The 15,855-nt window shown below is 64.8% G+C and carries 20 protein-coding genes and 1 pseudogene; 9 read left to right on the top strand and 12 right to left on the bottom strand.

All coding sequences use genetic code 11. The features are described 5' to 3' along the window. Positions 1 to 148 precede the first annotated feature (148 nt). Positions 149 to 955 carry an undecaprenyl-diphosphate phosphatase gene (locus tag NLY33_RS05460; RefSeq protein ID WP_023702420.1) on the top strand — a complete coding sequence of 269 codons (807 nt, stop codon included), beginning with the start codon at positions 149 to 151 and terminating at the stop codon, positions 953 to 955. 176 nt (positions 956 to 1,131) lie between these two features. Here the strand turns inward: NLY33_RS05460 and NLY33_RS05455 are convergent, their stop codons facing one another. Together NLY33_RS05455 and rsmI are read right to left on the bottom strand one after the other, a co-directional pair. Next, positions 1,132 to 1,509 (bottom strand): YraN family protein, encoded by a 378-nt coding sequence (locus NLY33_RS05455; protein WP_023698068.1) that lies wholly within the window; start codon positions 1,507 to 1,509, stop codon positions 1,132 to 1,134. Further along, positions 1,502 to 2,410, bottom strand: a complete 909-nt coding sequence (gene rsmI / locus NLY33_RS05450; RefSeq protein WP_023706955.1) for a 16S rRNA (cytidine(1402)-2'-O)-methyltransferase — start codon at positions 2,408 to 2,410, stop codon at positions 1,502 to 1,504. Before rsmI ends, NLY33_RS05455 begins: the two co-directional genes overlap by 8 nt. A 172-nt stretch (positions 2,411 to 2,582) precedes the next feature. Between rsmI and NLY33_RS05445 the strand changes: the two genes are divergently transcribed. Further along, positions 2,583 to 2,768 carry a hypothetical protein gene (locus NLY33_RS05445; protein WP_023687558.1) on the top strand — a complete coding sequence of 62 codons (186 nt, stop codon included), beginning with the start codon at positions 2,583 to 2,585 and terminating at the stop codon, positions 2,766 to 2,768. Between the two features lie 79 nt (positions 2,769 to 2,847). Here the strand turns inward: NLY33_RS05445 and NLY33_RS05440 are convergent. The 6 genes and pseudogenes from NLY33_RS05440 to rph form a co-directional block, all read right to left on the bottom strand. Beyond that, positions 2,848 to 2,982: pseudogene (locus NLY33_RS05440) on the bottom strand (EamA family transporter); the annotation flags it as partial. A 188-nt stretch (positions 2,983 to 3,170) separates the two neighbouring features. After that, entirely contained in the window at positions 3,171 to 3,494 is a 324-nt protein-coding gene (locus tag NLY33_RS05435; protein ID WP_023702417.1) for a low molecular weight protein tyrosine phosphatase family protein, read from the bottom strand. A gap of 6 nt (positions 3,495 to 3,500) precedes the next feature. Continuing rightward, positions 3,501 to 4,658 carry a radical SAM family heme chaperone HemW gene (hemW, locus tag NLY33_RS05430; RefSeq protein WP_023706956.1) on the bottom strand — a complete coding sequence of 386 codons (1,158 nt, stop codon included), beginning with the start codon at positions 4,656 to 4,658 and terminating at the stop codon, positions 3,501 to 3,503. After that, positions 4,658 to 5,305: an RdgB/HAM1 family non-canonical purine NTP pyrophosphatase gene (gene rdgB / locus NLY33_RS05425; RefSeq protein WP_023706957.1), complete on the bottom strand. Its 648-nt coding sequence runs from the start codon at positions 5,303 to 5,305 to the stop codon at positions 4,658 to 4,660. The genes hemW and rdgB overlap by 1 nt, the downstream gene beginning before the upstream one ends. Continuing rightward, positions 5,305 to 5,715, bottom strand: a complete 411-nt coding sequence (locus NLY33_RS05420; RefSeq protein ID WP_023706958.1) for a VOC family protein — start codon at positions 5,713 to 5,715, stop codon at positions 5,305 to 5,307. Before NLY33_RS05420 ends, rdgB begins: the two co-directional genes overlap by 1 nt. A gap of 189 nt (positions 5,716 to 5,904) precedes the next feature. Further along, positions 5,905 to 6,621, bottom strand: coding sequence for a ribonuclease PH (rph, locus tag NLY33_RS05415; protein WP_023672052.1), 717 nt, complete (start codon positions 6,619 to 6,621; stop codon positions 5,905 to 5,907). Positions 6,622 to 6,769: 148 nt separating this feature from the next. On the opposite strand from rph, the gene hrcA reads away from it, so the two are divergent. The 3 genes from hrcA (at position 6,770) to NLY33_RS05400 (ending at position 9,551) form a co-directional block, all read left to right on the top strand. Continuing rightward, positions 6,770 to 7,855, top strand: a complete 1,086-nt coding sequence (hrcA, locus tag NLY33_RS05410; RefSeq protein ID WP_023681233.1) for a heat-inducible transcriptional repressor HrcA — start codon at positions 6,770 to 6,772, stop codon at positions 7,853 to 7,855. 36 nt (positions 7,856 to 7,891) lie between these two features. Further along, complete coding sequence (locus tag NLY33_RS05405) at positions 7,892 to 8,092, top strand: hypothetical protein (RefSeq protein ID WP_023672050.1); 201 nt, start codon at positions 7,892 to 7,894, stop codon at positions 8,090 to 8,092. Between the two features lie 109 nt (positions 8,093 to 8,201). Further along, entirely contained in the window at positions 8,202 to 9,551 is a 1,350-nt protein-coding gene (locus NLY33_RS05400; RefSeq protein WP_023706959.1) for a PQQ-dependent sugar dehydrogenase, read from the top strand. Between the two features lie 24 nt (positions 9,552 to 9,575). Here NLY33_RS05400 and NLY33_RS05395 read toward each other — a convergent pair whose 3' ends face one another. Then, positions 9,576 to 10,481: a hypothetical protein gene (locus tag NLY33_RS05395; RefSeq protein ID WP_023708796.1), complete on the bottom strand. Its 906-nt coding sequence runs from the start codon at positions 10,479 to 10,481 to the stop codon at positions 9,576 to 9,578. 178 nt (positions 10,482 to 10,659) lie between these two features. Between NLY33_RS05395 and NLY33_RS05390 the strand changes: the two genes are divergently transcribed. The 3 genes from NLY33_RS05390 (at position 10,660) to NLY33_RS05380 (ending at position 13,257) form a co-directional block, all read left to right on the top strand. Then, the gene (locus tag NLY33_RS05390; RefSeq protein WP_023706961.1) at positions 10,660 to 11,277 is read left to right on the top strand and encodes a LysE family translocator; all 618 of its coding nucleotides are present in this window, start codon (positions 10,660 to 10,662) and stop codon (positions 11,275 to 11,277) included. Between the two features lie 179 nt (positions 11,278 to 11,456). Beyond that, positions 11,457 to 12,431: a cysteine synthase A gene (gene cysK / locus NLY33_RS05385; RefSeq protein ID WP_023672045.1), complete on the top strand. Its 975-nt coding sequence runs from the start codon at positions 11,457 to 11,459 to the stop codon at positions 12,429 to 12,431. A 199-nt stretch (positions 12,432 to 12,630) separates the two neighbouring features. Next, positions 12,631 to 13,257, top strand: coding sequence for a glutathione S-transferase family protein (locus tag NLY33_RS05380; RefSeq protein WP_023706962.1), 627 nt, complete (start codon positions 12,631 to 12,633; stop codon positions 13,255 to 13,257). 9 nt (positions 13,258 to 13,266) lie between these two features. Here NLY33_RS05380 and NLY33_RS05375 read toward each other — a convergent pair whose 3' ends face one another. Both NLY33_RS05375 and NLY33_RS05370 read right to left on the bottom strand, forming a co-directional pair. After that, complete coding sequence (locus NLY33_RS05375; protein WP_286439500.1) at positions 13,267 to 14,511, bottom strand: RNA polymerase sigma factor; 1,245 nt, start codon at positions 14,509 to 14,511, stop codon at positions 13,267 to 13,269. Between the two features lie 7 nt (positions 14,512 to 14,518). After that, complete coding sequence (locus tag NLY33_RS05370; RefSeq protein WP_023681239.1) at positions 14,519 to 14,887, bottom strand: YciI family protein; 369 nt, start codon at positions 14,885 to 14,887, stop codon at positions 14,519 to 14,521. Positions 14,888 to 15,122: 235 nt separating this feature from the next. Between NLY33_RS05370 and NLY33_RS05365 the strand changes: the two genes are divergently transcribed. After that, positions 15,123 to 15,584, top strand: coding sequence for a RidA family protein (locus NLY33_RS05365; protein ID WP_023687546.1), 462 nt, complete (start codon positions 15,123 to 15,125; stop codon positions 15,582 to 15,584). On the opposite strand, the gene NLY33_RS05360 is transcribed toward NLY33_RS05365, so the two are convergent. Beyond that, positions 15,547 to 15,801 (bottom strand): hypothetical protein, encoded by a 255-nt coding sequence (locus tag NLY33_RS05360; RefSeq protein WP_023703882.1) that lies wholly within the window; start codon positions 15,799 to 15,801, stop codon positions 15,547 to 15,549. The two genes, NLY33_RS05365 and NLY33_RS05360, sit on opposite strands and share 38 nt — an antisense overlap. Between the last annotated feature and the right edge of the window lie 54 nt (positions 15,802 to 15,855).

Raw genomic sequence — 15,855 nt, 5'->3', positions numbered from 1 at the left:
TGGCGAATCGCCGTCCGCACCGGTAAGTCTTGGCGGCCCGTCATGCGGCCGTCACGGTGCTGCGACCTATAGGGGGACTTCCGCGCCGTGACAAGCAAGCCCTTTTGCCAGCCGTTTCCTTCCGTCCCTTGAATGCCGAGGTTGCCATATGGATAGCCATACCATTGTCGAAGCCCTGCTGCTCGGCCTGCTGGAGGGGCTGACCGAGTTCATCCCGGTCTCCTCGACCGGCCATATCCTGCTCGCCGGCCATTTCCTCGGCTTCCATTCCACCGGCAAGGCTTTTGAGATCCTGATCCAGCTGGGCGCCATCCTGGCGATCCTCAGCGTCTATTTCCGCCGCCTGTGGCAGATGCTGCTCGACCTGCCGCATGACCGGCTGACGCGGCATTTCGTCCTCGGCATCCTGATTGCCTTCCTGCCGGCCGCCATCATCGGCGCGCTGGCGCATGATTTCATCAAGACGGTGCTGTTCGAATCGCCAAGGCTGATCTGCATCATGCTGATCGTCGGCGGCGTCGTGCTGCTGGTCGTCGACCGCATGAAGCTGCAGCCGGTCTACCGCGACGTCGAGCGCTTCCCGACAAGGCTTTACCTGCAGATCGGCCTGTTCCAGTGCCTGTCGCTGATCCCCGGGACGTCGCGCTCCGGCTCGACCATCGTCGGCGCGCTGCTGCTGGGCGTCGACAAGCGCGCGGCGGCGGAATTCTCCTTCTTCCTCGCCATCCCGACCATGGTCGGCGCCTTCGCCTTCGACCTGTTCAAGAACCGCAACGTGCTGAGCAGCGCCGACCTGCCGATCATCGCCATCGGCTTCATCGCCGCCTTCGTTACCGCGCTGATCGTCGTGCGCTTCCTGCTCGATTACGTCTCGCGCAACGGCTACTCGCTCTTCGGCTGGTGGCGCCTGGTGGTGGGCACTGTGGGGTTGGTGGCGCTGATGATCTGGGGGTGAGCTTTACCCTCCCCCTTGTGGGGGTCCGAAGGACGGGCGAGACAGGCGGCTCGCCCCGGTCAGTCGATCCGCAAAGCGGATCGGGGTGGGGGCGCCACACCCTCGCCCCGTTTCGCCAACGACGCGTCGCGTCGCTTGCTCACCGACCCTCCCCACAAGGGGGAGGGTAAAGGCCGCTAACTCCTCCCAAAAAACGCGTTCTCGACATGCACCGGCCAGCGCCAGGGCAGCACCGCGATCATGTCGAAGCGCATCGACAATCTGCCGTAGTCCGGCTGCCGCGACAGCCAGATGTCGGCGGCGCCCTCGATGCGGCGCTCCGATTCGTGGCCGATCGCCTCCATCGCTTCCATCAGCGTGCGCCGCGCCTTGACCTCGACGAACAGCACCAGGTCGCCGCGCCTGGCGATCAGGTCGATCTCGCCGAAGCGGGTGCGATGCCGGCGGGCGAGGATGCGATAACCTTTCAGCATCAGCGCCGCTGCCGCCAGCCACTCGCCGCGATGGCCGCGCCGATAGGCTTTTTGGCGGCTGGCGGCCGGGCGCTCAGCCACCTTCACCTTCTCCAACCGCATCCCTGAGTTCCAGCAGCCGCCGGTAAAGCGCCTGCTTCTGCCCGCCGGTCATCTTCGCCGCCTCCGCCGCCGCCTTGGACGCCGGCATTTCGGCGGCCAGCGACAGCAGCAGCCTGTCGATGTCGGCGGGTTGGTCGGCCTTGATCTCGGCGGGCCCGACGCAGATGACGATTTCGCCCTTCGGCGTATCGGCCGCCGCATAATGATCGGCCAGCGCCTGCAGCGTTCCCGTCCGCATCTCTTCGAAAGTCTTGGTCAGCTCGCGGCCGATGGCGGCCTTGCGCGCGCCGCCCAACGCCTCGACCATGGCGACCAGCGTTTCGGCCAGCCGGCGTGGCGACTCGAAGAAGATCAGCGTTGCCGGCACCGCCCTGAACGTTTCCAGCTTTGTCATCCGCTGCCCTGATTTCACCGGCAGAAACCCGGCAAACAGGAAGGCGTCGGACGGCAGGCCCGACGCCGTCAGCGCCGCCAGCGGCGCCGATGGGCCGGGGATCGGCACCACGCGCAGGCCGCGCTCCAGCGCTTCGCCGACCAGCCGGTAGCCTGGGTCGGAGATCAGCGGCGTGCCGGCATCCGAAATCAGCGCCACGCTCTGCCCGGCCTCGAGTGCCGCGATCAGCTTCGGTCCCGCCTCGCCGGCATTGTGTTCGTGATAGGCGGTTGTGCGCCTGCGGATGCCGTAGCGGTCGAGCAGCACGCGTGAGACGCGGGTGTCCTCGCAGGCGACTATGTCGGCGGCAGCCAGCGTTTCCAAGGCGCGCAGCGTGATGTCGGAGAGGTTGCCGATCGGCGTCGCCACCAGATACAGCGCCGGCGCCAGCGGCCGGACTGCGACCTCGGTCTGCCCAATCACATAGCTGCGCTTCTCGCCGGTCACCGGGGTCTCTCCATTTCGCCCTGTTTGGCACGGCGCGCGCCGGGTTGCAAAATCCCGAACGTCGAGCCAAACCTGACGCCGATGTAACCCGGCGGCCATGTCTTTGCCACAGTGGGGAACGAAAGCGTGGCTGGCGGATTGAATACCTGAGTCTCTTGAGGAGGAGGACAGGATGGACAGCCTGGAATTGCAGGACGTTTTCGAGCCCTATTATGCCGAGCGCAAGCGCTTCACTGCGCGAAAGGGCAAGCGTGCGCTCGCCGAAAGCGACACCGGCCTGGCCAGTCGGGCGGCCACCGCCTTGCCGACGAATGTCAGGCTTTCGGACAACAAACCGGACAGCACGACGGAGCACTGACCGTACGATGCCCAATCGTTTCGATATCTTCATCACCCGTCTTGAAACGAAGAGCGCCCGCGAAGGCGCGCCGCCGCATCCGATGAACGACCAGAACAGCGTCCGCCGGGACAAGAGCGACGCCAAGCCGGCCCGGACCGGAGAGGCGCATGCCGAGAAACACCGCGGCAAGCGCCGCTTCAAGCACGACGCTTAGTTTGTCGATCGGTGCAACATCGTCATCCTAGGGCGAAGCAAGGAGCGAAGTGACGCGGCGCAGACCCTATGATCCATTCCGTGACCTCTGCCGAAGGATGCAGCGGCGCAGAATTCTGAACCGCTGCAGCGCCTTAACCTCGCGGCAAATCCCGGGTGAAGCCCGAGGATGGCGAACGCGGGCGTGGAACGCCCCAACCACATCAGTCAGCCCAGGTATCGCGTCACCCTCACCTCCAGCAATCGCACCAACTCCGGATCCATGAATCCGTAATCATCCGGGATGTCGAGGCAGATGACGCGGGCCTTCTTCAGGCTCTCCTTGAATTTCTTCTGCAGCTTGGTGCGGTGCGCCTTTTCCATCACGAAGACGATGTCGGCCCAGGCGACCAGCTCATGCGTCAGCGGCGTGTGGGCGTCGTGGTTGGTGCCGGCCGACGCGACCTCGATATCCCTACGTTTGGAGAACACCTGCTCGGCGGTCGGGCTGCGCAAGCGGTTCTGGCTGCAGACGAACAGCACGTTCTTCATCGCGATCTACCGCGCCAAATCCGCCACCACGGCATCGAGCACGATCATGCCGGCTGGCGTGGCGCGTAGCCTGGCATTGCCGATCGGCGCCACCAGCCCCTCATCCTGCAGCACGGTCAGCCGGGCGCTCGACAGGCCGCGCCCGGAAAACGCCTCGTAGCGGGAAAGGTCGATGCCTTCGGCCAACCTCAGCCCCATCAGCAGGAACTCGTCGGCCTCTTCGGAGCGCGTCAGGATCTCGCCGCCGGTGACGCCATGGCCCCTGGCCTCCACCAGATTGGCCCAGGTCTCCGGCATCCGCTCGGCGATCGTCACAACACGGTGGCCGTTCTCGATAAAGCGGCCATGCGCGCCCGGTCCGACGCCGACATATTCGCCATACCGCCAATAGGTCAGATTGTGCCGGCTCTCGGCGCCCGGCCTGGCGTGGTTGGAAATCTCATAGGCCGGCAGGCCATGCGCCGCGGTGACCTCCTGAGTCAGCGCATAGAGATCGGCGGCCCGGTCATTGTCGGGAACGGTAAACTTGTGCGCCGCATGCAGCGCATGGAACGGCGTGCCTTCCTCGATGGTCAGCTGGTAGAGCGACAGATGGTCGGCGGCATGGCCGATCGCCTGTTCGAGCTCCACCTGCCAGTCGTCCAGCGTCTGGCCGGGGCGGGCGTAGATCAGGTCGAAGGAAAGTCTTGGGAATATGTCCCGTGCCAGGCCAATTGCATGCAGCGCCTCGTCGACATTGTGCAGCCGGCCGAGGAAGCGCAGATCCTTGTCGTTCAGCGCCTGCACGCCGAGCGACACGCGGTTGACGCCGGCGGCGCGGTAGCCGCGAAAGCGCTCGGCCTCGACCGAAGATGGATTGGCTTCCAGCGTCACCTCGATGCCGTCGGGCACCGTCCAGTTCTTCGCCACGGCGTCCAGCACCGCCGCCACCGTCTGCGGCTGCATTAGCGACGGTGTGCCGCCGCCGAGAAAGATGCTGGTCACTTCGCGCGGCCCGGTGCGCTCGCGCATGGTCTTCAGCTCGGTCTCGAAGGCGCGGGCAAAGCGCTCCTGGTCGACCGGCTGGTGACGGACATGGCTATTGAAGTCGCAATACGGGCATTTGGCCGCGCAGAACGGCCAATGGATGTAGACGCCGAAGCCCGGGCTGCGGTCCAGCGACATTAGGCTGAGCCTAACCTGGCGCGGGCGAATTTCTGGAAGGCGCGGGCGCGGTGCGACAGCGCCGTCGGCTGCCCGGGCTTCCAGCCGTGTTTTTCCTCAGCGCTCATCTCGCCGAACGTCTTGTCGAAACCGTCCGGCAAAAACACCGGGTCGTAGCCGAAGCCCAGTTCGCCGCGCGGCGGCCACACCAGCGTTCCCTCAGCCTCGTCGCGATAATATTCAGCCTCGCCATTGGGGAAGGCCAGGCAGATGACGGCGACGAACCGCCCCTTGCGCTGCGCTGGCTTGGCGGCGCCGACCTCCTGCAAGGCCACTTCGGTGCGCTGCATGGCCATGCTGAAGTCGCGGCTGCCATCGGGAGCTTCGGCCCAATTGGCGGTGTAGACGCCGGGGGCGCCGTCGAGCGCGTCGACGCACAGGCCCGAATCGTCCGACAGCGCCGGCAAGCCGGTCGCCTTAGCCGCGGCGAAGGCCTTGATGTAGGCGTTTTCCTCGAAGGTGGTGCCGGTCTCCTCCGGTTCCGGCAGGCCGTAGTCCTTGGCCGACTTCGCCTCGAAGCCGAACGGACCCATCAAATCGGCGAATTCGCGCAGCTTGCCCGCATTGTGGCTGGCAACGACGATCTTCTTTCCATCGAGAGAATGCATCAAAGGCCCCAGATCCTTGGCTCGGCGAATTCGATCGAATTGCACGAGGGGTCGCGTATGTAGATCGAACGCCCGCCCTGCGGCCATTCGAATTCGCTTTCGATGGCGATGTTTTTCGCCTCAAGTTGCGCCTTCCACTGTGCGAGTTCATCCGCACTTGCGGCAAAGCAGAGATGGCCCTCGCCGACCGTGCCATGCGGCGGCACTTTCAGCCGCGCATCCGGTGCCGGCGGGATTTTTGTGGCTTCGGCGTTGAAGATGAGCAGTACGCCCGGGCCGCAGCGGAAGAAGAGATGGCGGCCGTCGACCTTGCCGAGCAGGCCGAGTCCAAGCACGTCGGAGTAGAAGGCTTCGGCGGCGGCGAGATCCGTGACGTAAAGCGCTGACTCAAGAATAGCGGAGGGCGTCACGAGGCGCCCCCCTCTACCCTGCCGGGCATCTCCCCCTCAAGGGGGGAGATCGGCAGTTCCGCTGGCGGCGTCTCAACGTTGATGGTTGGCGAAAACGGTTGCGACCTCTGATCTCCCCCTTGCGGGGGAGATGGCCGGCAGGCCAGAGGGGGGTATGAAGGATCGCCGACGTCATCACGTTAAATTCAATCAGGCCACAGCCATCTGCTGCAAGCTCACCAGCCGCTGAATGCCCTTCTTTGCCAGGCCCATCAGCTCCGCGAACTGCCCTTCCGAGAACGGCTCGCCCTCGGCGGTGCCCTGGATCTCGACGATGCCGCCCTTGCCGGTCATGACGAAATTGGCGTCGGTGCCGGCAGATGAATCCTCGATGTAGTCGAGGTCGATGACCGGCTGGCCGTCATGGATGCCGCAGGAAATTGCCGCGACATGGTCCTTCAGCACCTTGGCAACACTGGCCATCTGCCGCGCTTCCATCCAGCGCAGGCAATCGTAGAGCGCCACCCAGCCGCCGGTGATCGAAGCCGTGCGGGTGCCGCCATCGGCCTGGATGACGTCGCAGTCGACGGTGATCTGCTGTTCGCCCAGCGCCTGCAGGTCGACGACGGCGCGCAAGGAGCGGCCGATCAGCCGCTGGATTTCCAGCGTGCGGCCGCCTTGCTTGCCGGCCGAGGCTTCACGGCGCATGCGCTCGCCGGTCGAACGCGGCAGCATGCCGTATTCCGCCGTCACCCAGCCCTTGCCGGAATTGCGCATCCAGCCCGGCACCTTTTCCTCCAGGCTCGCCGTGCACAACACATGCGTGTCGCCGAATTTCACCAGGCACGAGCCTTCGGCGTGTTTGGAGACGCCGCGCTCGAAGGAGATGGCGCGCATTTCGTCGGCTTGGCGTTTGGAAGGGCGCATCGAGGCCTCTTTCTGTTCTTTTATGGTTGCGTCGGCGGCTTGTAGACGCATGCAGCCCATGGCGCAAAGGAAAAGGCCCCCAGATAGACGCCGGGTTGCGCGGGGGCGATGGAAGTCTATATCCTTGAGCCGGAGGTTTTTGGCTCGAATGACCAAGGCAGTCACCGAACCCAGTTTGCTGGCGCCCGCGCTGCAGTCGCTCGACATGCGTTCGCGCGACATCTTTCGGCGCATCGTCGAATCCTATCTGAAGGACGGTGAGCCTGTGGGATCGCGCAGCCTGTCGCGCATCCTGCCGTCGTCGCTGTCGCCGGCCACCATCCGCAACGTGATGAGCGACCTCGAGCATCTCGGCCTGATCTATGCCCCGCACATCTCGGCCGGGCGCCTGCCGACGCAGACCGGCCTGCGCTTCTTCGTCGATGCCTTCATGGAGCTTGGCGATCTCTCCGACGAGGAACGCCGCGTCATCGAGGCGCAGGTGCGCGCCTCCGGCTCGGGCGCGACGCTGGAACACATGCTGACCGAGGCCAGCCAGATGCTGTCGGGCATGTCGCGCGGCGCCGGCCTGGTGCTCGCCACCAAGAACGAAGTGGCGCTGAAGCACATCGAGTTCATCCAGCTCGAGCCGACCAAGGCGCTGGCGGTGATGGTGTCGCAGAATGGCGATGTCGAGAACCGCGTCGTCGACCTGCCGGCCGGCATCACCGTCTCGCAGCTGCACGAGGCCTCCAACTTCCTCAACGCCCATATCAGGGGCCGCACGCTCGCCGAGGCGCGCATCGAGATCGCCCGTATCAAGGATGAGACCCGGGCAGCGCTGGACACGCTGTCGCAGGACCTGGTCGAGAAAGGCCTGGCGGTGTGGGCCGGCGCCGATAGCGGCCTGCCGGCGCGCCTTATCGTGCGCGGCCGCGCCAATTTGCTCGAAAACGTCACCGCCCAGGCCGATATCGAATTGCTGCGCCACCTGTTCGAGGATCTGGAGACGCAGGACGGGCTGATCCAGCTGCTCGACCTCGCCGAGGACGGCCCCGGCGTGCGGATCTTCATCGGCTCGGAAAACAAGCTGTTCTCGCTCTCCGGCTCGTCGCTGGTCGTGGCGCCTTACCGCGACAAGGACGCCCGCGTCGTCGGCGCGCTCGGCGTCATCGGCCCGACCAGGCTGAATTATGCCCGCATCGTGCCTATGGTCGACTACACTGCGCAATTGATTACCCGGATGTTAAGATAATTCCGAAGCCGGGATCACCGTAAAGGAGGGCGCAGAATGGCGCTTGAATCGTTCAAGGCCCAGATCAGCATGCTGCTCGAAGAAATGGTCAACCAGCCGGAGGACGAGCACGAAATCCAGGAGCAGCTGCGCGAAAAACTGCGCGAAATGCGCGCCATGGGCTTGCCGCTGCCGGAAGATCTCGTCGCATTGGAAAAGCGTCTCGACGACGATCTCGACGTCGAAGAGGAAAGTTGAGCGGTTCTCTCGTCGAATCTGCGCGCGCGCACGCTTCTCTTTTGCGGCGGCCGCACAATATCTCCCTTGTGCATGACGCGCCGACCGGCGCGAGTTCGAGGAGAACAGCATGATCCGGATTGCCGGCTTGGCAGGCCTTGCCCTGCTTCTGGCCACCAGCACCTTCGCCCAGGAGGCCGATCAACCGCTGCTGACCGGCAAGGACGCTTTCGGCGACTGGACGGCCGACAAGCCAGGTGTGCGCCGGCTGATCAAGCCGGATGATCTGCAAAAGCCCAACATCACCGAATCCGCCTCCAACAGCGCCGGCCTTGGCGATCGGCCCGAGGGCGCGAAGCCCGTCCTGCTGCCTGGGTTTTCGGCCGAACTGGTTGCTTCCGGCATTTCCAATCCGCGGGTCGTGCGCGTGGCGCCGAACGGCGACCTGTTCGTCGCCGACAGTGACGCCAACCAGATCCGCGTCTATCGGCTGGCCAAGGGTAGCGCGAAGCCGGCCGAAGAGGGCATTTTTGCCGACAATCTCAACCAGCCCTATGGCATCGCCTTCTACCCGCCTGGCGACAAGCCGCAATGGGTCTACGTCGCCAACAACGACAGCGTGGTCCGCTACGCCTATCGCGACGGCGACCTTAAAGCCTCCGGCGAACCGGAGACGATTGTCTCCGACATCCCTACCGGCGGCCACTGGACCCGCGATATCGCCTTCTCGCCGGACGGGAAGACGCTGTATCTCTCGGTCGGCTCCGGTTCTAACGTCGCGGAGGGCATGGGGAAGGCACCGAATAGCGGCCTTGACGCCTGGGCAAAATCACAGCCACTCGGCGCCACCTGGGGTTCCGAGGATGGCCGTGCCGACGTGCTGGCCTTCGGCCCCGACGGCAAGAATGGCCGCATCCTCGCCACCGGCCTGCGCAATTGTTCGGGCATGACCGTGCAACCGGCCACCGGCGCGCTGTGGTGTGTCGTCAACGAGCGCGACGGTCTCGGCGACGATGTGCCGTTCGAATATGCCACCTCAGTCAAGGACGGCGCCTTCTATGGCTGGCCCTGGTATTATATCGGCGCCAACGAGGACCCGCGTCACGAGGGCGCGCGCCCAGACCTCGCCGGCTCGGTCACCGTGCCCGACGTGCTGATGCAGGCGCATTCGGCGCCGCTCAACATCGCCTTCTATGGCGGCGGCAATTTCCCGGCAGAGTACAAGGGTGACGCCTTCGTCGCCCTGCACGGCTCCTGGAACCGTGGTATGAGGACCGGCTACAAGGTGGTGCGGCTGAGATTCAGCCACGGCAAGCCGACCGGCGAGTACCAGGATTTCATCACCGGCTTCGTCCTCTCCGACGACGCCGTCTGGGGCCGGCCGGTCGGCGTCGCGGTGGCCAGGGACGGCGCGCTTATCGTCACCGAGGATGGCAACGGCACCATCTGGCGCATCACCCATGTCGATGGCCCATCCTGAGCCGGCGAACAGCGCAATCCGGCCCTAATGCACGTCCCGATGGATCACCTTGGGATAGGTATGGATCACCTCGGCCGATGAGACGCGGTCATCGAAACCGGTATCCCTGAGATTGAAGAGGCCGACCGAGCCGAAGGACTTCTTCGCCCCTTGCGCGAAGCGGCCGTCGCTGAAATCGTGTTCGTAAAGCGTCACCGTGACGTGGCCGGCATTGAGCTTCGGCACGTAAACACTGCTGATGGTGTCGTTGGCGACGCCAAGCTGGTTGACGTTGAAGCGATAGAGGTCCTGCACCATGCGCCGGGCCGCATTGCCATTGATCATCCAGTATTCGCGGCGCGATGCGCGGTTCGGGTCGATGAGTTTGAGCGGCGCCTTGCGGCCAAGCCCGAGCCAGTGCTCGAACACCATCACATTGGCGCCCCAGGGATAGGGATAGTTGGACTTGTCGATGATGCGTGGCGGGCCATCCTCGGCAATCTCGGCGGTATCGACATAGTCCAGCCATTGCAGCTGGAACGACGCTTCCACGTTGAGGTCGGTATTGCGCGGATCGGCAGCAATGATGCGCCAGTCCGAGACCGGCGGATATTTGGTGTCGAGGTCGATGTAGAATTCGCCTTTGGCGGTGTCGTCGGGGTCTATCTTTTGCGGTCCGTCACGCTCGATCGCCACCAGCCGCACCTTGAAGCGGTTGTTGACGACCAGCGGATAGATCATCGGACGAACGGGGTAGGCGCCAGGGTTCCGGCTGTCGGTAAAATATCCAGTCTGCGGAACGACATCGCTATCGCCCTTGTCGAACAGGCTGAAAGCCTGACGCCCCTCGAACCACAGATACCATTCCAGCTCGTGGACGTGACCGCGTGCTTCGGAATAGTTGTTGGGCATCCACTTCATGAGCTGGATGTGAAGTCTTTTGGCTAACATGGGTGCTCCTGCCGTTCGGAGCCATGCGAGATAGCCGACCGCCTTCGGGGCGTAAGTGAACCATCTCTCGCTTTCAGGCGAGGATGACCGGCTTTCATGCCCTGCTTGGCGCAATCGAATCCGTTTTGCCGTTGCAGGCTTTCATGGCATCAGAGTCGTTTCACGAGGTGCGACCGTCATGACCCTCGCCGGCTTCCTTGCCTATAGTGCTGCGCTGGGCATCGCCGCCGCCATTCCCGGGCCCGGCGTCACCGCGCTTGTGGCGCGGGCGCTCGGATCCGGCTTCCGCTCATCGCTGGCGATGTCGTTCGGCCTGATGCTCGGCGACCTCATTTATCTCACCGCGGTGGTGCTCGGCCTTGCCTTTGTCGCGCAAAGCTTCGGCATGGTGTTTCTCGCCATCAAATGGCTGGGCGTCTCCTATCTCGCCTTCCTCGGCTGGCGTTTCTGGACGGCCGGGATCACGCCCGAGACTGTCGAGGCCAGGAAAGGCAAGGGCGGCCTGGTATCGAGCTTCCTTGCCGGCCTCGCCGTCACGCTGGGCAACCCGAAAACGATGATCTTCTACCTCGCCATCACGCCGACCATCGTCGACCTGAAGACCATCACGCTCGCCGACTACGGCATCCTGGTCGCGCTCACCGTCATTGTGCTCTTCGTGGTGCTGGTGCCATATCTTGCGCTGGCCGCCAAGGCGCGCTGGTTCCTGAAATCGCCACGCGCGCTGAAGGCGCTGAACCGCACCGCCGCCGGCTTCATGGTGGGCGCGGCCGCTGCCATTGCCGCACGTCAGTAGATCGGTTCAGGCCCATCCATTCCGCCGATCGGTCCATCCGGAAAATGCGGCTTGAGGGGACAAGCGTTTTCAGCAAGCGGCCCACTCGATATTTTCGGCCGGCAGCCTATCTTGCGCGGGCGAAAGCCCTATTCTGTCCGCCGACGCCAATTGCCTGATCTGATTTGGGAGCGAAACCAATGAACAAGCCTTCCGCGCGCGTGCCCGGCCGCGGCCGTGTCTACAACTCGATCACCGAGACGATCGGCGACACGCCGCTGGTGCGGCTCGACAAGTTCGCCAAGGAGAAGGGCGTCGTTGCCAACCTTCTTGCCAAGCTCGAATTCTTCAATCCGATCGCCTCGGTCAAGGACCGCATCGGCGTTTCCATGATCGAGGCGCTGGAAGCGTCGGGCCGGATCAAACCCGGCAAGACGACGCTGATCGAGCCGACCTCGGGGAATACCGGCATCGCGCTCGCCTTCGCCGCCGCCGCCAAGGGCTACAAGCTGATCCTGACCATGCCCGAAACCATGTCGGTGGAGCGCCGCAAGATGCTGGCGCTGCTCGGCGCCGAACTGGTGCTGACGGAAGGGCCGAAAGGCATGAAGGGCGCCATCGCCAAGGCCGACGAATTGGCCGCCACCCTGCCTGACGCCGTCATCCCGCAGCAGTTCGAAAACCCGGCCAACCCGGAGATCCACCGCCGCACCACCGCCGAGGAGATCTGGAACGACACCGATGGCGGGGTCGACATCTTCGTCGCCGGCATCGGTACCGGCGGCACGATCACCGGCGTCGGCCAGGTGCTGAAGCAACGCAAGCCCTCGGTGCATGTCGTCGCCGTCGAGCCGGAGGCCTCGCCGGTGCTGTCGGGCGGCCAGCCCGGCCCGCACAAGATCCAAGGCATCGGCGCCGGCTTTGCGCCCAAGATCCTCGACACCTCGATCTATGACGAGATCGTCAAGGTCTCCAACGAGGATTCGGTCGCCAACGCCCGCCTCGTCGCCCGCCTTGAAGGCGTGCCGGTCGGCATCTCGTCGGGCGCTGCCCTGCAGGCCGCCATCGCCGTCGGGTCGCGGCCGGAGAACAAGGGCAAGAACCTGGTGGTGATCATCCCGTCCTTCGCCGAGCGCTATCTGTCGACGATCCTGTTCGACGGGCTGGGGGCTTAACGTCTTAACTGGATAGGCGGCGATCCTTCGCACCCCCCTCTGCCCTGCCGGGCATCGGGGGTGCTGTCCCTCCGACATCGGAAGTCTCATGGCTGGACCGCAGAAAACCCGGCCGTGGCGTCCGCCACCGGCTTGAGCGGGAGGCGGCTTCAGGGTCAAATCGCCCCGGCCTGCTTCGCGCGGGCAGGGGGAGAATCACATGTACAAGCTTTACACGCGCCCAGGCAGCGGCGGTTTTGTCGTCGAGGCCGCATTGGCGCTGGCAAACGCGCAATTCGACCAGATCGATGTGCCGAAGAAGGATCCGCCGGACCCGGCTTTCCTCGACATCAGCCCGTTGAACCAGGTTCCGGTGCTGACCTTGCCCAACGGTCAATCGATAACCGAATCGGCGGCGATCTGCATCCTGCTTGCCGAGCGCCATCCGGAGGCGGGTCTGGCGCCGGCCGCCGGATCGCCGGATCGCGCCGGTTTCCTGCGCTGGATGGCGTTCATGTCATCGGTGCTCTACCCCGCCATCCTGCGCCTCTACTATGCCCATCGCTACACCACCGATGCCGACGGCAAGAAAGCCGTCAAGCAGGCAGCCATTGCCGAGATGGACCGCGGCTTCGCCATTGTCGATGCAGCCCTCGAGGGGCGCGGCTGGCTGGTCGGCGACGCGATGTCGCTGGCCGACATCTACCTCGTCATGCTGGTGGCCTGGCACCCCGATATGGACAAGGCGCGAGCCGACTGGCCGAACATCGAACGCTTATGGTCGGCGCTGCGCGCGCATCCGCTGATGAAACGGCTCAACACCACGCATGAAATGTGGCCGGCCTGAACGGACGCTTCAATTTCGCAGGATCGCCCGTTTCGCCTGCAGGAAGCGGCGCACGGCGGGGTCGCGTTCAAGGCCGATCGCCCGGTCATAGGCTTCGACCGCTTGCGCCGCATTGCCGAGCCTGGCCAGCAGGCCGGCGCGAGCGGCCCAATAGGGCTGATAGTCGTTGAGCCGCTTGTCGTCGCCCAGCACGTAGAGCGCCGCCAGTCCTGCCGCCGCCCCTTCGGCCTCGGCAATCGCCACGGCGCGGTTGATCGAAATCACCGGCGAGCCTGATATCGCCGACAGCGCATCGTAGAAGTTACGGATCGCCGCCCAATCGGTTTGGCCGGTCCGTCGCCGCGTCGCATGCACCGATTGTACCGCCGCTTCGAGCTGGTAGCGGCCGATGACGCCCATGGTGGCGGCGTGGCCCAGCAGCGCCTCGGCTTCGTCGATCAGCGCGTGATCCCAAAGACGGCAATCCTGGCCGGCGAGCGGCACATAATCTCCAGCCGCATCGCGCCGCGCCGGGCGGCGCGCCTCGGCAAACAGCATCAGCGCCAGCAGGCCGAGCGCTTCCGGTTCGTCCGGCATCAGCGATGCCACCAGCCGCCCGAGCCAGATGCCTTCGGTCGCCAGATTGCGCGCTCTCGTCTCGGTCCCTGCCGGGTCGGTCCAGCCTTCGGCGAAAGCCGCGTAGATCGCTTCCAGCACCGTTCCCAGCCGCTCGCCGAGTTCGGCGCGATCCGGCACGCGGAACGGAATGCCGATCTCGCGGATGCGGCTCTTGGCGCGCACCAGACGCTGGCCCATCGTCGCCGGCGAAACCAGGAAGGCCGAGGCGATCGTCGCCGCGTCGAAACCCAGAATGGTCTGCAGGATCAGCGGCGCCCGCACGCTGGCTTCGATCGCCGGATGCGCACAGGCAAACATCAGCCTGAGACGTTCGTCGGGAAGGTCTTCGTCTTCCATGCTCGCCTCCATCTCCTCGGCCATCAGCTTGAGATGGTCGCGGCTCGCCTCGCTGGTCAGCCGACGGCGCACCGCGTCGACGCGCCGCCGGCGCGCCACGGCCAGCAGCCATGCTTCCGGCTTGTCGGGCACGCCGGTCTGTGGCCAGCGCTCCAGCGCCGCGGCGAAGGCCTCGGCCAGCGCGTCCTCGGCGCCGGCCACGTCGCGGGTGCGCGCCGCTAGCCAGGCGACCAGCTTGCCGTAACTCTGCCGGGCGGCCGCTTCGGCCGCCGCCCGCGCGATCTCCGGGCGATTGTCCATCACGGTGTCATTTCTTGGGCATGTAGTCGGCCATTTCCCAGATCGGCCGCAACTCGACCGTGCCGGCGCTCGCCGCCGGACAGCGCGCCGCCCAGTCGATGGCGGTATCGATATCGGCCGCCTCGATCATGTAGAAGCCGGCAAGCTGCTCCTTGGTGTCGGCATAGGGGCCGTCGATCACGTTGGTCTTGCCGTCTGTGATTCGCACCGAGGTGGTCGCCTGGGTCGGGCGCAACCGTTCGCCGGCGAGCCATGCGCCGGATTTCTTCAACGCTTCGGTATAGGCGGCATATGCTGCGCTCATCTGCTGAGCCTTCTCGATTGGCGTGTTCGCCTGCGCGGCTTCGTCGCTGTTGATCAAAAGCATGTATCGCATGGGTCTTCTCCCGTGGTTTCGAAGGCCGCGTCCTAGCGGGGCCAGACGTATGTCGCGCGGCGGCGGCCGATTTCGACGGGCTTCAGAAAAAACTTTCGCCTCCGCCAGGAGATTTCGCAAGGACCAGATGTTCCTCCGTCTGCTGGCGGATGACCGGCAGCGGACTGGCCGTGGCTCCGCACAGCACTATCCTCGGTCGTTGGCGGGCACGTCACACGAGGCATGGGAGAAGAGAATGGAACTCGTGACCCACAAGAAATTCAAGAACGGCCGGTTGATGCCATGGGGCAAAGGCACGGTCGTCAGCGGTGCGAAAGGCACCGTCTATCTCTGCGGCAACACCGCGACATCGGCTGACTACGATCCGGCCGGCAAGAAGGGTGGCGGCTTCGCTGGCGATGCCGCGGCGCAGTGGCGGGAAGTTCTCGGCAACATCAAATCGGATCTGGAAGAACTTGGCAGCGGGCTCGACCATCTCATCAGGCTGACCTTTTTCGTCAAAGGGCCATTTCCCGACGGCGGCGTCCTCAGCTCGCCTAATTTTCGTCTCGACGTGCTGGACGCGTTTTTCGCCGAGCATTGTCCGAAGCATTGTAGCGACAACAATCCGCCGCCTTCGGAGGTAATCGGCGTCGCAGCGCTTGCCCAGGCAGACATCGTCATCGAGATCGTCGCCGTCGCGGCGCTGCCGGACTGAGGCGCGAACGAACAGGCCGGCCTTGCGCGACGTCGCCGTTGCGACCGAAGCGCGCCGGCACGAGCGGCGCCGCCGCGCCGGTGCGGGTTTTGCACCAGGCCTCGGCCTTGCCCAGTGAGCGCCCGGCGACGAGCAGGATCAGGCGTGGCTCGCTCTCCAGCAATTGCACGATGCGGCCGCCGAAAATGCCATAGCCGCCAACGACCAGAAGCCTCATCGCCGCTCTTTTTGCGTATGTCGTTTTCCCCAGAACCGAGGTCAGTTTTGGGTG

This window comes from Mesorhizobium sp. C432A, assembly GCF_030323145.1.
Classification (GTDB): Bacteria; Pseudomonadota; Alphaproteobacteria; order Rhizobiales; family Rhizobiaceae; genus Mesorhizobium.
Note: the sequence above shows the minus strand (reverse complement) of the source record. Positions and strands in the feature narration are given on the sequence as shown.

Excerpts from the sequence above, each read along its gene's own strand:
- hemW (WP_023706956.1), bottom strand. The coding sequence starts at position 4,658 with ATGTCGCTGGACCGCAGCCCGGGCTTCGGCGTCTACATCCATTGGCCG.
- NLY33_RS05445 (WP_023687558.1), top strand. The coding sequence starts at position 2,583 with ATGGACAGCCTGGAATTGCAGGACGTTTTCGAGCCCTATTATGCCGAG.
- NLY33_RS05460 (WP_023702420.1), top strand. The coding sequence starts at position 149 with ATGGATAGCCATACCATTGTCGAAGCCCTGCTGCTCGGCCTGCTGGAG.
- NLY33_RS05380 (WP_023706962.1), top strand. The coding sequence starts at position 12,631 with ATGTACAAGCTTTACACGCGCCCAGGCAGCGGCGGTTTTGTCGTCGAG.
- rdgB (WP_023706957.1), bottom strand. The coding sequence starts at position 5,305 with ATGCATTCTCTCGATGGAAAGAAGATCGTCGTTGCCAGCCACAATGCG.
- NLY33_RS05370 (WP_023681239.1), bottom strand. The coding sequence starts at position 14,887 with ATGCGATACATGCTTTTGATCAACAGCGACGAAGCCGCGCAGGCGAAC.
- rph (WP_023672052.1), bottom strand. The coding sequence starts at position 6,621 with ATGCGCCCTTCCAAACGCCAAGCCGACGAAATGCGCGCCATCTCCTTC.
- NLY33_RS05390 (WP_023706961.1), top strand. The coding sequence starts at position 10,660 with ATGACCCTCGCCGGCTTCCTTGCCTATAGTGCTGCGCTGGGCATCGCC.
- NLY33_RS05375 (WP_286439500.1), bottom strand. The coding sequence starts at position 14,511 with ATGGACAATCGCCCGGAGATCGCGCGGGCGGCGGCCGAAGCGGCCGCC.
- NLY33_RS05435 (WP_023702417.1), bottom strand. The coding sequence starts at position 3,494 with ATGAAGAACGTGCTGTTCGTCTGCAGCCAGAACCGCTTGCGCAGCCCG.
- NLY33_RS05395 (WP_023708796.1), bottom strand. The coding sequence starts at position 10,481 with ATGTTAGCCAAAAGACTTCACATCCAGCTCATGAAGTGGATGCCCAAC.
- NLY33_RS05400 (WP_023706959.1), top strand. The coding sequence starts at position 8,202 with ATGATCCGGATTGCCGGCTTGGCAGGCCTTGCCCTGCTTCTGGCCACC.
- cysK (WP_023672045.1), top strand. The coding sequence starts at position 11,457 with ATGAACAAGCCTTCCGCGCGCGTGCCCGGCCGCGGCCGTGTCTACAAC.
- NLY33_RS05365 (WP_023687546.1), top strand. The coding sequence starts at position 15,123 with ATGGAACTCGTGACCCACAAGAAATTCAAGAACGGCCGGTTGATGCCA.
- NLY33_RS05405 (WP_023672050.1), top strand. The coding sequence starts at position 7,892 with ATGGCGCTTGAATCGTTCAAGGCCCAGATCAGCATGCTGCTCGAAGAA.
- NLY33_RS05360 (WP_023703882.1), bottom strand. The coding sequence starts at position 15,801 with ATGAGGCTTCTGGTCGTTGGCGGCTATGGCATTTTCGGCGGCCGCATC.
- hrcA (WP_023681233.1), top strand. The coding sequence starts at position 6,770 with ATGACCAAGGCAGTCACCGAACCCAGTTTGCTGGCGCCCGCGCTGCAG.